The organism is Enterobacter sp. 4974935, from assembly GCF_058661735.1.
The window spans coordinates 4,111,296-4,124,682 of record NZ_JBZWGT010000003.1 but is presented as its reverse complement, the minus strand read 5'-3'; the positions used below and the strand labels follow the sequence as shown (position 1 = coordinate 4,124,682).

The 13,387-nt window shown below is 52.7% G+C and carries 13 protein-coding genes and 5 tRNA genes; 17 read left to right on the top strand and 1 reads right to left on the bottom strand.

What is annotated here, in order from left to right:
* Nucleotides 1-52: 52 nt before the first annotated feature.
* From AC4OVS_RS20940 to dppF, 6 genes are all read left to right on the top strand, one after another.
* A tRNA-Pro gene (locus AC4OVS_RS20940) sits at nt 53-129 on the top strand.
* A gap of 621 nt (nt 130-750) precedes the next feature.
* Nucleotides 751-2,358: a dipeptide ABC transporter periplasmic-binding protein DppA gene (gene dppA / locus AC4OVS_RS20935; protein WP_022646695.1), complete on the top strand. Its 1,608-nt coding sequence runs from the start codon at nt 751-753 to the stop codon at nt 2,356-2,358.
* Nucleotides 2,359-2,519: 161 nt separating this feature from the next.
* Nucleotides 2,520-3,539: a dipeptide ABC transporter permease DppB gene (gene dppB, locus AC4OVS_RS20930; RefSeq protein ID WP_022646696.1), complete on the top strand. Its 1,020-nt coding sequence runs from the start codon at nt 2,520-2,522 to the stop codon at nt 3,537-3,539.
* 9 nt (nt 3,540-3,548) lie between these two features.
* Entirely contained in the window at nt 3,549-4,451 is a 903-nt protein-coding gene (gene dppC, locus AC4OVS_RS20925; protein ID WP_022646697.1) for a dipeptide ABC transporter permease DppC, read from the top strand.
* Nucleotides 4,452-4,461: 10 nt separating this feature from the next.
* Complete coding sequence (dppD, locus tag AC4OVS_RS20920) at nt 4,462-5,445, top strand: dipeptide ABC transporter ATP-binding protein (protein ID WP_010426220.1); 984 nt, start codon at nt 4,462-4,464, stop codon at nt 5,443-5,445.
* The gene (gene dppF, locus AC4OVS_RS20915) at nt 5,442-6,440 is read left to right on the top strand and encodes a dipeptide ABC transporter ATP-binding subunit DppF (protein ID WP_022646698.1); all 999 of its coding nucleotides are present in this window, start codon (nt 5,442-5,444) and stop codon (nt 6,438-6,440) included. Before dppD ends, dppF begins: the two co-directional genes overlap by 4 nt.
* A gap of 43 nt (nt 6,441-6,483) precedes the next feature.
* Here the strand turns inward: dppF and coaA are convergent, their stop codons facing one another.
* Nucleotides 6,484-7,434, bottom strand: coding sequence for a type I pantothenate kinase (gene coaA / locus AC4OVS_RS20910; protein WP_032622068.1), 951 nt, complete (start codon nt 7,432-7,434; stop codon nt 6,484-6,486).
* A gap of 317 nt (nt 7,435-7,751) precedes the next feature.
* On the opposite strand from coaA, the gene AC4OVS_RS20905 reads away from it, so the two are divergent.
* The 11 genes from AC4OVS_RS20905 to rplL all read left to right on the top strand — a co-directional run bounded on the left by AC4OVS_RS20905 (nt 7,752) and on the right by rplL (nt 13,166).
* Nucleotides 7,752-7,827, top strand: a tRNA-Thr gene (locus AC4OVS_RS20905).
* An 8-nt stretch (nt 7,828-7,835) separates the two neighbouring features.
* Nucleotides 7,836-7,920: transfer RNA gene (locus AC4OVS_RS20900), tRNA-Tyr, on the top strand.
* A 116-nt stretch (nt 7,921-8,036) separates the two neighbouring features.
* A tRNA-Gly gene (locus AC4OVS_RS20895) sits at nt 8,037-8,111 on the top strand.
* A gap of 6 nt (nt 8,112-8,117) precedes the next feature.
* Nucleotides 8,118-8,193 (top strand) — tRNA-Thr (locus tag AC4OVS_RS20890).
* A gap of 118 nt (nt 8,194-8,311) precedes the next feature.
* The gene (gene tuf, locus AC4OVS_RS20885) at nt 8,312-9,496 is read left to right on the top strand and encodes an elongation factor Tu (RefSeq protein WP_022646700.1); all 1,185 of its coding nucleotides are present in this window, start codon (nt 8,312-8,314) and stop codon (nt 9,494-9,496) included.
* Nucleotides 9,497-9,723: 227 nt separating this feature from the next.
* Nucleotides 9,724-10,107 (top strand): preprotein translocase subunit SecE, encoded by a 384-nt coding sequence (gene secE / locus AC4OVS_RS20880; protein ID WP_003862342.1) that lies wholly within the window; start codon nt 9,724-9,726, stop codon nt 10,105-10,107.
* A gap of 1 nt (nt 10,108) precedes the next feature.
* Nucleotides 10,109-10,654 carry a transcription termination/antitermination protein NusG gene (nusG, locus tag AC4OVS_RS20875; protein ID WP_003862341.1) on the top strand — a complete coding sequence of 182 codons (546 nt, stop codon included), beginning with the start codon at nt 10,109-10,111 and terminating at the stop codon, nt 10,652-10,654.
* A 156-nt stretch (nt 10,655-10,810) separates the two neighbouring features.
* Nucleotides 10,811-11,239, top strand: a complete 429-nt coding sequence (rplK, locus tag AC4OVS_RS20870; RefSeq protein ID WP_003862340.1) for a 50S ribosomal protein L11 — start codon at nt 10,811-10,813, stop codon at nt 11,237-11,239.
* Between the two features lie 3 nt (nt 11,240-11,242).
* Nucleotides 11,243-11,947, top strand: coding sequence for a 50S ribosomal protein L1 (gene rplA, locus AC4OVS_RS20865; RefSeq protein ID WP_006810530.1), 705 nt, complete (start codon nt 11,243-11,245; stop codon nt 11,945-11,947).
* 289 nt (nt 11,948-12,236) lie between these two features.
* Nucleotides 12,237-12,734 (top strand): 50S ribosomal protein L10, encoded by a 498-nt coding sequence (gene rplJ, locus AC4OVS_RS20860; RefSeq protein WP_003862338.1) that lies wholly within the window; start codon nt 12,237-12,239, stop codon nt 12,732-12,734.
* Nucleotides 12,735-12,800: 66 nt separating this feature from the next.
* Nucleotides 12,801-13,166, top strand: a complete 366-nt coding sequence (rplL, locus tag AC4OVS_RS20855) for a 50S ribosomal protein L7/L12 (RefSeq protein WP_002445276.1) — start codon at nt 12,801-12,803, stop codon at nt 13,164-13,166.
* Nucleotides 13,167-13,387: the final 221 nt, after the last annotated feature.

Genomic DNA, 13,387 nt, shown 5'->3' with positions numbered 1-13,387 from the left:
AAAATAAGGGATTGACGAGGGCGCACCTCAGCAGTAAGATGCGCTCCGCATTCGGCGAGTAGCGCAGCTTGGTAGCGCAACTGGTTTGGGACCAGTGGGTCGGAGGTTCGAATCCTCTCTCGCCGACCACATTCTAAAAAGGGCTAACCGCAAGGTTAGCCCTTTTTGCATTAACGCGTTACCCCACCCGAGTCCTCAAAATACCCCTTAGCCCTGCTTCCCCCTGCCTGCTTGCGGTTTTGTGACATAATCCATTGTATTTTTTTATATATAGTTTGATCTTTTTTCGCGTTGCTTATGGATAACCTCAGCATTTTTCGCTGTGCGTTTTAACGTTCGCGGTATTTAGTGCTCAGATAATCACCATTCTGTAAGAAAATTTACCCATTCTGAATAAAACTTAATCACTGGGTGTTGCGAAATAGGGAGGGGTTTGTGCTGCAACATGGCGAGTAGCATAAATTTCTCTGCTGAAAACTGGCATTCAGAGTTTTTTTAATCTTTGTTTGCGGTTTCTCACACTCCACGTAAATCCCCGCCACCTGTATTGACGTTTTCACATTCTGTTGACAGATTGTAGGGCACGAGGGGCATTTCAGGGAGGATCTGCGCTGCAACTCAAACGCTCTTCTGAAAGGATTCTCTATCCCTTTTAACGCCCTCGGGCATCACCGACCGGACCGGGTAAAAAATAAATAAAGGTCAGGCGGCGTAACACAACAAAGCAAAACATCACATTGGAGCACAATAATGAGTATTTCCTTGAAGAAGTCAGGGATGCTGAAGCTTGGTCTGAGCCTGGTGGCCATGACCGTCGCAGCAAGCGTACAGGCAAAAACCCTGGTTTACTGTTCTGAAGGCTCTCCGGAAGGCTTTAACCCACAGCTCTTTACCTCTGGTACGACTTACGACGCAAGCTCTGTACCGATCTATAACCGTCTGGTTGAATTTAAAACCGGCACCACGGAAGTGATTCCTGGCCTGGCTGAAAAGTGGGATATCAGCGAAGACGGTAAAACCTATACCTTCCACCTGCGTCAGGGCGTGAAGTGGCAGGACAGCAAAGAATTCAAACCTACGCGCGACTTTAACGCCGACGACGTAGTGTTCTCCTTCGACCGTCAAAAAAATGCCCAGAACCCGTACCATAAAGTGTCTGGCGGCAGCTATGAATACTTCGAAGGGATGGGTCTGCCAGACCTGATTGCTGAAGTGAAAAAAGTGGACGATAAAACCGTTCAGTTCGTGCTGACGCGTCCGGAAGCGCCATTCCTCGCTGACCTGGCGATGGACTTCGCCTCTATTCTCTCTAAAGAGTACGCGGACAACATGCTGAAAGCCGGCACGCCGGAAAAAGTGGACCTGAACCCAATCGGTACCGGCCCGTTCCAGCTGCTTCAGTACCAGAAAGATTCCCGTATTCTGTATAAAGCCTTCCCGGGCTACTGGGGCACCAAGCCGCAGATCGACCGTCTGGTCTTCTCCATCACGCCTGACGCATCCGTGCGTTACGCAAAATTGCAGAAAAACGAATGTCAGGTGATGCCGTATCCAAACCCGGCTGACATCGCGCGCATGAAGCAGGACAAAAATATCAACCTGATGGAGCAGGCGGGCCTGAACGTGGGTTATCTCTCCTTCAACACCGAGAAGAAACCGTTCGATGACGTGAAAGTGCGTCAGGCGCTGACCTACGCGGTGAACAAAGAAGCGATCATCAAAGCCGTTTATCAGGGCGCTGGTGTTGCGGCCAAGAACCTGATCCCACCAACCATGTGGGGCTATAACGACGACATTAAGGACTACACCTACGATCCTGAGAAAGCGAAAGCGCTGCTGAAAGAAGCGGGCCAGGATAAAGGTTTCACCGTTGAGCTGTGGGCGATGCCGGTACAGCGTCCTTACAACCCGAACGCACGTCGTATGGCGGAAATGGTTCAGGCTGACTGGGCGAAGATTGGCGTACAGGCCAAAATTGTGACCTACGAGTGGGGCGAGTACCTGAAACGCGCCAAAGCGGGCGAACACCAGGCGGTCATGATGGGCTGGACCGGCGACAACGGGGATCCGGACAACTTCTTCGCGACCCTGTTCAGCTGTGCGGCAGCGAAAGACGGTTCCAACTACTCTCGCTGGTGCTACAAGCCGTTTGAAGACCTGATCCAGCCAGCGCGTGCGACCGATGATCACAACAAACGTATCGAACTGTACAAGCAAGCGCAGGTTGTCATGCACGATCAGGCTCCGGCGCTGATTGTTGCTCACTCCACCGTGTACGAGCCAGTGCGTAAAGAAGTGAAGGGCTACGTGGTCGATCCACTGGGCAAACACCACTTCGAAAACGTGTCTGTTGAATAATAAGTAGAGTGTTCTCCCTCTCCCTGTGGGAGAGGGCAGGGGTGAGGGGCGTGCATGCATCCCCTCACCCTAACCCTCTCCCGAAGGGAGAGGGAATTTACATTTGTGAGCAATACAGACGTCACGCTACTGAGCGTGCGTCATCAGAGAGAATCCGGGTTATGTTGCAGTTCATCCTCCGACGTCTGGGACTGGTTATCCCGACGTTTATCGGTATCACCCTTCTCACTTTTGCCTTCGTCCATATGATTCCGGGTGATCCGGTGATGATTATGGCGGGCGAGCGTGGTATCTCCCCTGAACGTCATGCGCAACTGCTGGCTGAACTCGGCCTTGATAAGCCGATGTGGCAGCAGTACCTCCACTACATCTGGGGCGTATTACACGGCGATTTAGGGATTTCACTGAAAAGCCGTCTTCCGGTGTGGGACGAGTTCGTGCCGCGTTTCCAGGCGACGCTGGAACTCGGCATCTGCGCCATGATCTTCGCGACCGCGGTGGGGATTCCCGTCGGCGTGCTGGCTGCCGTTAAGCGTGGCTCTATTTTCGACCACACCGCCGTTGGCCTGGCACTGACCGGCTACTCCATGCCTATCTTCTGGTGGGGCATGATGCTGATCATGCTGGTCTCGGTACAGTGGAACCTGACGCCGGTCTCCGGACGTGTCAGCGATATGGTTTTCCTTGACGACACCAACCCGTTAACCGGCTTTATGCTGATTGATACGGCGATCTGGGGCGAAGAGGGCAACTTCATTGATGCGGTTGCGCACATGATCCTGCCTGCAATGGTGCTGGGCACCATCCCACTTGCGGTGATCGTGCGTATGACTCGTTCCTCCATGCTGGAAGTGCTGGGCGAAGATTATATTCGGACTGCCCGCGCTAAAGGTCTGACCCGTATGCGCGTCATCATCATTCATGCCCTGCGTAACGCCATGCTGCCGGTGGTGACCGTTATCGGTTTGCAGGTCGGTACGCTGCTGGCCGGGGCGATCCTGACCGAAACCATCTTCTCCTGGCCAGGCCTTGGACGCTGGCTGATTGATGCGCTGCAACGCCGTGACTATCCGGTTGTGCAGGGCGGTGTATTGCTGGTCGCGACGATGATTATCCTCGTCAACCTGCTGGTCGATTTGCTGTACGGCGTGGTGAACCCGCGTATTCGTCATAAGAAGTAAGGGGCCATCATGTCACAAGTTACTCAAAATAAAGCGGTTACCGCACCGGTGCCAATGACGCCGATGCAGGAATTCTGGCACTACTTCAAGCGCAACAAAGGCGCGGTCGTCGGGCTGGTGTATGTTTCCATCATGATCCTGATTGCGGTGTTTGCGAACTTCCTTGCGCCGTATAACCCCGCGGACCAGTTCCGTGATGCGCTGCTCGCGCCACCGGCCTGGCAGGAAGGTGGTAGCCTGACGCACCTGCTCGGTACTGATGACGTTGGCCGCGATGTGCTGTCTCGTCTGATGTACGGTGCGCGCCTCTCTCTGCTGGTTGGCTGTCTCGTTGTGGTGTTGTCGCTGATCATGGGCGTTGTGCTTGGTCTGGTGGCGGGCTACTTCGGCGGCATCGTTGATAACGTCATCATGCGTATCGTCGATATCATGCTGGCATTGCCAAGCCTTCTGCTGGCCCTGGTGCTGGTCGCGGTCTTTGGTCCTTCGATAGGCAATGCCGCGCTCGCGCTAACGTTCGTTGCGCTTCCTCACTATGTCCGATTAACCCGTGCGGCCGTGCTGGTCGAGGTGAACCGCGATTATGTAACGGCATCTCGAGTGGCGGGTGCGGGGGCGATGCGCCAGATGTTCGTCAATATTCTTCCTAACTGCCTTGCACCGCTGATTGTTCAGGCGTCGCTCGGTTTTTCTAACGCCATTCTCGATATGGCCGCTCTTGGCTTCCTTGGCATGGGTGCGCAGCCGCCAACACCGGAATGGGGCACCATGCTCTCCGACGTGTTGCAGTTCGCGCAAAGCGCCTGGTGGGTCGTCACCTTCCCGGGTCTGGCGATTCTGCTGACGGTGCTGGCATTTAACCTGATGGGTGATGGTCTGCGTGATGCACTTGATCCCAAACTGAAGCAGTAAGAGGCACGAGATGGCGTTATTAAATGTAGATAAATTATCGGTGCACTTCGGCGATGAAGGCACACCGTTTCGTGCTGTGGACCGCATCAGCTATAGCGTAAATCAGGGCGAAGTGGTTGGTATCGTTGGGGAGTCCGGTTCCGGTAAGTCAGTGAGTTCACTGGCAATCATGGGGCTGATTGACTATCCCGGCCGCGTAATGGCGGAAAGCCTGGAGTTCAATGGTCAGGATCTGCAGCGCATTTCCGAAAAACAGCGCCGCCAACTGGTGGGAGCGGAAGTGGCGATGATCTTCCAGGACCCGATGACCAGTCTGAACCCGTGTTACACCGTGGGTTTCCAGATTATGGAAGCCATTAAGGTGCACCAGGGCGGTAACAAGCAAACCCGTCGCCAGCGCGCTATCGATCTGCTGACGCAGGTGGGTATACCCGATCCGGCATCGCGTCTGGACGTTTATCCGCACCAGTTGTCCGGTGGGATGAGTCAGCGTGTAATGATCGCGATGGCCATTGCCTGTCGTCCAAAACTGCTGATTGCCGATGAACCGACAACCGCGCTGGACGTGACCATTCAGGCGCAAATTATTGAGCTACTGCTGGAGTTGCAGCAGAAAGAGAATATGGCGCTGGTGCTGATTACGCACGATCTGGCGCTGGTGGCTGAAGCGGCACACAAAATCATTGTGATGTATGCAGGCCAGGTGGTGGAGACCGGGAGTTCACACGATATCTTCCGGGCCCCGCGTCATCCCTATACGCAGGCGCTGCTGCGCGCGCTGCCGGAGTTCGCGCAGGATAAAGCGCGTCTGGCCTCGCTGCCGGGGGTGGTACCGGGTAAATATGACCGTCCTCAGGGCTGTCTGCTTAACCCGCGCTGCCCGTATGCGACGGATAAATGCCGCGTCGACGAGCCGGAGCTGAACCTGTTAGCTGACGGACGTCAGTCGAAATGCCACTACCCACTCGATGATGCCGGGAGGCCAACACTATGAGTACGCAACAAATGCTGTTGCAGGCCATCGACCTGAAAAAACATTACCCGGTGAAGAAGGGCCTCTTTGCTCCTGAGCGCCTGGTAAAAGCGCTGGATGGTGTCTCCTTTACTCTCGAACGCGGAAAAACGCTGGCGGTGGTAGGGGAATCTGGCTGTGGGAAGTCCACGCTGGGCCGTCTGTTAACGATGATTGAAGTTCCGACTGGCGGCGAGCTTTACTATCAGGGCCAGGATCTGCTCAAGCACGATCCGCAGGCGCAGAAACTGCGACGTCAGAAAATCCAGATTGTGTTCCAGAATCCGTATGGTTCGCTGAACCCGCGAAAAAAAGTGGGGCAGATTCTGGAAGAGCCGCTGCTGATCAACAGCAACCTGAGCAAAGAGCAGCGTCGTGAAAAAGCGCTGGCGATGATGGCGAAGGTGGGCCTGAAAACCGAGCATTACGATCGCTATCCGCATATGTTCTCTGGCGGTCAACGTCAGCGTATCGCCATCGCCCGTGGTCTGATGCTCGACCCGGACGTGGTGATTGCCGATGAACCGGTTTCGGCGCTCGACGTATCCGTGCGTGCGCAGGTGCTGAACCTGATGATGGATTTACAGCAGGATCTTGGGCTGTCGTACGTTTTCATCTCCCATGACCTGTCTGTGGTTGAGCACATTGCCGATGAGGTGATGGTGATGTATCTGGGACGCTGCGTAGAGAAGGGGACGAAAGATCAGATCTTTAATAACCCGCGTCATCCATATACTCAGGCACTACTGTCTGCGACGCCGCGACTGAACCCGGATGACCGCCGTGAGCGCATTAAGCTGACCGGCGAGTTACCAAGCCCGCTTAACCCGCCGCCGGGATGTGCGTTCAACGCCCGCTGCCGTCGCCGCTTCGGTCCGTGTACGCAGTTGCAGCCACAACTGAAAGATTATGGTGGACAGCTGGTGGCCTGCTTCGCGGTCGATCAGGATGAAAACGGCGAAAAGCCGCATGCATAAAGGAAAAAACCGGCGATAAGCCGGTTTTTTTTACGTCTGAGATCTACTTCCGTAAACGAATCTGGTCAACGGCGTGTTTCTCACTCTTGGTGAGGATCAGGCTTGCACGTTCGCGCGTCGGCAGGATGTTCTCTTTGAGGTTGACGTAGTTGATCTCATTCCATAGCCCGGTCGCCACGTTGATAGCCTCTTCTTCAGAGAGCTGAGCGTAGTTGTGGAAGTAAGAATCCGGGTCGGTGAACGCCCCTTCACGGAACTTCAGGAAGCGGTTGATATACCAGCGTTGCAACAGATCTTCAGGCGCATCCACATAAATTGAGAAATCGACGAAGTCAGAGACAAACACGTGATGCGGATCGTGAGGGTAATCCATCCCGCTTTGCAGTACGTTTAAGCCCTCCAGAATCAGGATGTCGGGCTGCACCACCGTTTTGTCACCATCCGGGATGCGGTCGTAGATCAGATGCGAGTAGACCGGTGCGGTAACGTTCGGCACGCCCGATTTTAAATCAGAGACAAACTTTACCAGGCGGTGCATATCATAAGAGAGCGGGAAGCCCTTCTTCTTCATCAGGCCGCGTTCTTTCAACACCTCATTGGGATGCAGGAAGCCGTCGGTGGTGATCAGCTCCACGCTGCGGTGTTCCGGCCAGCGGCTCAGCAGCGCCTGAAGCACGCGCGCGGTGGTACTTTTACCCACTGCCACGCTGCCCGCAATACTGATGATATAAGGAATACGTTGACCGTTCGTGCCGAGGAACTGTTCCAGTACGGCCTGACGACGCAAGTTGGAGCTGATATAAAAGTTAAGCAAGCGAGAGAGGGGGAGATAGATTTCTGCCACCTCTTCCAGGGAGAGATCTTCGTTTATCCCTTTTAGCCGTGCGATTTCACCTTCCGTCAGTGTCATAGGGACGGAGTCACGCAGGGCTGCCCACTGGCTACGGTTAAACTGAAGATAGGGCGTCATTAACGTTTGCTCTTTTTTGCTCATAAGCATGCTTCTGTGAACCATCACGAAACGGCGGGTGCGGGCTCATCACATAGTTAATTTTGGACAATGGGCAGGAGGTTAACACCAGATGAGAGGAATAATAAGAAAAAATATGGGAAAGCGATGCTTAACCGGGCAGGCATCACCCGGGGCTATAGCGTGCCGAAATCAGGCGTTCATGTTGGATTTTTAATCACGAGCGGATGAATTTACAGCGGTTAGCCCTGGTTTCGAATAAAATGTGAGCGAAAGAACGTTTTATGCAATTTTTTAGTTGCATGACTGCGCAGGTCTCCATAGAATGCGCGCTACTTGATGCCGACTTAGCTCAGTAGGTAGAGCAACTGACTTGTAATCAGTAGGTCACCAGTTCGATTCCGGTAGTCGGCACCATCAAGTCCGGTGGGGTTCCCGAGCGGCCAAAGGGAGCAGACTGTAAATCTGCCGTCACAGACTTCGAAGGTTCGAATCCTTCCCCCACCACCACTTTCTGGCAGCGTCAACGCCGCCGGAGCTGGTTGGAAAAATTGACCAGCTCGAACAGAAAAGAGAGAAATCTCTTTTTTTGTTACAGAAAGAACTGGGTAGCCGAGTTTCAGGATGCGGGCATCGTATAATGGCTATTACCTCAGCCTTCCAAGCTGATGATGCGGGTTCGATTCCCGCTGCCCGCTCCAATACGTGCTGATATGGCTCAGTTGGTAGAGCGCACCCTTGGTAAGGGTGAGGTCCCCAGTTCGACTCTGGGTATCAGCACCACTTCACTTCTCCCTCCCTTTCTCTCTGTTTCAATGTAAATGTATTCAACAGTTCAGGCATTTTCGCCTGGTTGATGTGGTGATATCACCGATTTATCCGTGTCTTAGAGGGACAATCGATGTCTAAAGAAAAGTTTGAACGTACAAAACCGCACGTTAACGTCGGTACTATCGGCCACGTTGACCATGGTAAAACAACGCTGACCGCTGCAATCACTACCGTACTGGCTAAAACCTACGGCGGTGCTGCTCGTGCTTTCGATCAGATCGATAACGCACCAGAAGAAAAAGCTCGTGGTATCACCATCAACACCTCTCACGTTGAGTATGACACCCCGACTCGCCACTACGCACACGTAGACTGCCCAGGCCACGCCGACTATGTTAAAAACATGATCACCGGTGCTGCGCAGATGGACGGCGCGATCCTGGTTGTTGCTGCGACTGACGGCCCTATGCCTCAGACTCGTGAGCACATCCTGCTGGGTCGTCAGGTAGGCGTTCCTTTCATCATCGTGTTCCTGAACAAATGCGACATGGTTGATGACGAAGAGCTGCTGGAACTGGTAGAGATGGAAGTTCGTGAACTGCTGTCTCAGTACGATTTCCCAGGCGACGATACTCCAATCGTTCGTGGTTCCGCGCTGAAAGCGCTGGAAGGCGACGCAGAGTGGGAAGCGAAAATCATCGAACTGGCTGGCTTCCTGGATTCTTACATCCCAGAACCAGAGCGTGCGATTGACAAGCCATTCCTGCTGCCAATCGAAGACGTATTCTCCATCTCCGGTCGTGGTACCGTTGTTACCGGTCGTGTAGAGCGCGGTATCATCAAAGTTGGTGAAGAAGTTGAAATCGTTGGTATCAAAGAGACTGCGAAGTCTACCTGTACTGGCGTTGAAATGTTCCGCAAACTGCTGGACGAAGGCCGTGCTGGTGAGAACGTTGGTGTTCTGCTGCGTGGTATCAAACGTGAAGAAATCGAACGTGGTCAGGTTCTGGCGAAGCCAGGCTCAATCAAGCCACACACCAAGTTCGAATCTGAAGTGTACATTCTGTCCAAAGACGAAGGCGGCCGTCATACTCCGTTCTTCAAAGGCTACCGTCCACAGTTCTACTTCCGTACAACTGACGTGACCGGTACCATCGAACTGCCAGAAGGCGTAGAGATGGTAATGCCAGGCGACAACATCAAGATGGTTGTGACTCTGATCCACCCAATCGCGATGGACGACGGTCTGCGTTTCGCAATCCGTGAAGGCGGCCGTACCGTTGGCGCGGGCGTTGTTGCTAAAGTTCTCGGCTAATCGCTGATAACATTTGACGCAATGCGCAATAAAAGGGCATCATTTGATGCCCTTTTTGCACGCTTTCACATCAGAACCTGGCTCATCAGTGATTAATTTTGTCATAATCATTGCTGAGACAGGCTCTGCGGAGAGCGTATAATACGAAAAGCGAATAGCATTTCGATTGGTTTGCCTCGCACTCGCGGGGTGAAAATGTTTGTAGAATACTTCTGACAGGTTGGTTTATGAGTGCGAATACCGAAGCTCAAGGGAGCGGGCGCGGCCTGGAAGCGATGAAATGGGTAGTTGTAGCCGTGCTGCTGATTGTGGCGATTGTCGGCAACTATCTTTATCGTGACATGATGCTGCCGCTACGCGCGCTTGCAGTGGTAATTCTGATTGCTGCGGCGGGTGGTGTCGCGCTGTTGACGACGAAAGGCAAAGCGACCGTTGCGTTTGCCCGCGAAGCGCGTACCGAAGTCCGCAAGGTCATTTGGCCGACTCGCCAGGAAACATTGCACACCACGCTGATTGTAGCGGCGGTAACCGCTGTAATGTCACTGATCCTGTGGGGACTGGATGGTATTCTGGTTCGCCTGGTATCCTTTATCACTGGCCTGAGGTTCTGAGATGTCTGAAGCCCCTAAAAAGCGCTGGTACGTCGTTCAGGCGTTTTCCGGTTTTGAAGGCCGCGTAGCTACGTCGCTGCGTGAGCATATCAAATTACACAATATGGAAGAGTTATTTGGCGAAGTTATGGTTCCGACCGAAGAAGTGGTTGAGATCCGTGGCGGCCAACGTCGCAAAAGCGAGCGTAAATTCTTCCCGGGTTACGTGCTGGTTCAGATGGTGATGAACGACGCGAGCTGGCACCTGGTGCGCAGCGTACCACGCGTGATGGGCTTTATCGGCGGCACATCTGACCGTCCGGCGCCAATCAGCGACAAAGAAGTTGATGCGATTATGAACCGCCTCCAGCAGGTGGGTGATAAACCGCGTCCGAAAACGCTGTTTGAACCGGGTGAGATGGTTCGTGTTAACGACGGTCCGTTTGCTGACTTTAATGGCGTCGTCGAAGAAGTGGACTACGAGAAGTCCCGCCTGAAAGTTTCCGTTTCTATCTTTGGTCGTGCGACCCCGGTAGAGCTGGACTTTGCTCAGGTAGAAAAAGCCTAAGCAGCGATCAAAAAAGCGACGATTTAATCGTTGCACAGGGCGCGAGATTGGAATACAATTTCGCGCCTTTTGTTTTTATGGGTTCCGACCCGTAAAACGAATTTTATTCACGGGGAGCCTCTCCGAGGCGTTATTACCCAATCAGAGGATTTTAGAATGGCTAAGAAAGTACAAGCCTACGTCAAGCTGCAGGTTGCAGCAGGTATGGCGAACCCAAGTCCACCAGTTGGTCCAGCTCTGGGTCAGCAGGGTGTGAACATCATGGAATTCTGTAAAGCGTTCAACGCCAAAACTGAATCCATGGAAAAAGGTCTGCCAATCCCAGTTGTAATCACTGTTTACGCTGACCGTTCTTTCACTTTCGTTACCAAAACCCCTCCAGCAGCAGTTCTGCTGAAGAAAGCAGCGGGCATCAAGTCTGGTTCCGGTAAGCCGAACAAAGACAAAGTGGGTAAAATTTCCCGCGCTCAGCTGCAGGAAATCGCGCAGACCAAAGCTGCCGACATGACTGGTTCCGACATTGAAGCGATGACTCGCTCCATTGAAGGTACTGCACGTTCCATGGGCCTGGTAGTGGAGGACTAAGAAATGGCTAAACTGACCAAGCGCATGTCCGTGATCCGTGACAAAGTTGATGCGACCAAACAGTACGACATCAACGAAGCTATCGCTCTGCTGAAAGAACTGGCAACTGCTAAGTTCGTTGAAAGCGTTGACGTTGCCGTTAACCTGGGCATCGACGCTCGTAAATCCGATCAGAACGTTCGTGGCGCAACTGTACTGCCACACGGTACTGGCCGTTCCGTACGCGTAGCTGTATTTGCTCAGGGTGCAAACGCTGAAGCGGCTAAAGCTGCCGGCGCTGAACTGGTAGGTATGGAAGATCTGGCTGACCAGATCAAGAAAGGCGAAATGAACTTTGACGTTGTTATTGCTTCTCCAGATGCAATGCGCGTTGTTGGCCAGCTGGGCCAGGTTCTGGGTCCACGCGGCCTGATGCCAAACCCGAAAGTGGGTACTGTAACTCCTAACGTTGCTGAAGCGGTTAAGAACGCTAAAGCAGGTCAGGTTCGTTACCGTAACGACAAAAACGGCATCATCCACACCACCATCGGTAAAGTGGACTTTGACGCTGACAAACTGAAAGAAAACCTGGAAGCTCTGCTGGTTGCGCTGAAAAAAGCTAAACCAACTCAGGCGAAAGGCGTGTACATCAAGAAAGTTAGCATCTCCACCACCATGGGTGCAGGTGTTGCAGTTGACCAGGCTGGCCTGAGCGCTGCTGCAAACTAATGCCTTTACGTGGGCGGTGATTTTGTCTACAATCTTACCCCCACGTTTGCTAACAAAAGTTAGCGGCTAAAAGAATTGTTCGTTGGAGCCTGGCCTATCCAGGCCTCCGTCGAAGACCGCAGGTGTTTCGCAAGAAACTTAATCCCCTGCGTAGACGGTGACAGAACGCTAAGATTATTTTAAATACTCTGGCTTGTTTCTGCTCACCGTATTAAGACGCTCTTCCCGTTGGGTCGAGTGAAGTGAGTTCCGGAACATGAGTTCCGGCAAACATCCAGGAGCAAAGCTAATGGCTTTAAATCTTCAAGACAAACAAGCGATTGTTGCTGAAGTCAGCGAAGTAGCCAAAGGCGCGCTGTCTGCAGTAGTTGCGGATTCCCGTGGCGTTACTGTAGACAAAATGACTGAACTGCGTAAAGCAGGTCGTGAAGCTGGCGTATACATGCGTGTTGTTCGTAACACCCTGCTGCGTCGCGTAGTTGAAGGTACTCAGTTCGAGTGCCTGAAAGACACGTTTGTTGGTCCGACCCTGATTGCATACTCTATGGAACACCCGGGCGCTGCTGCTCGTCTGTTCAAAGAGTTCGCGAAAGCGAATGCAAAATTTGAGGTCAAAGCTGCAGCCTTTGAAGGTGAGTTGATCCCGGCATCGCAAATCGATCGCCTGGCCACCCTGCCGACCTACGAAGAAGCAATTGCACGCCTGATGGCAACCATGAAAGAAGCTGCGGCTGGCAAACTGGTTCGCACTCTGGCTGCTGTACGCGATGCGAAAGAAGCTGCTTAATCGCAGTTATCTTTATAAAGCATTTGCTTACGTATAAACTTATTCTGATTTTCAGGAACAATTTAAATGTCTATCACTAAAGATCAAATCATTGAAGCAGTAGCAGCTATGTCCGTAATGGACGTTGTAGAGCTGGTTTCTGCAATGGAAGAAAAATTCGGTGTTTCTGCTGCTGCTGCTGTAGCTGTAGCTGCGGGCCCGGCTGAAGCTGCTGAAGAAAAAACTGAATTCGACGTAATTCTGAAAGCTGCTGGCGCGAACAAAGTTGCTGTAATCAAAGCAGTACGTGGCGCAACTGGCCTGGGTCTGAAAGAAGCTAAAGACCTGGTAGAATCTGCTCCAGCTGCGCTGAAAGAAGGCGTGAGCAAAGACGACGCAGAAGCACTGAAAAAATCTCTGGAAGAAGCTGGCGCTGAAGTTGAAGTTAAATAAGCCAACTTTTCTGGTTGCAGCCTAAGTAATTAGGCTGATGGCTGGTGACTTTTTAGTCACCAGCCTTTTTGCGCTGTAAGGCATCAGCAGCATTTCACACTGTTTGACTGCTGGTTGTCCTGACAATGCTTGTTTCTATCGACGACTTAATATACTGCGACAGGGTGCTCGCTCTGTGTAAATCGCAATGAAATGGTTTAAGCGTGATAGCAACAGGTATT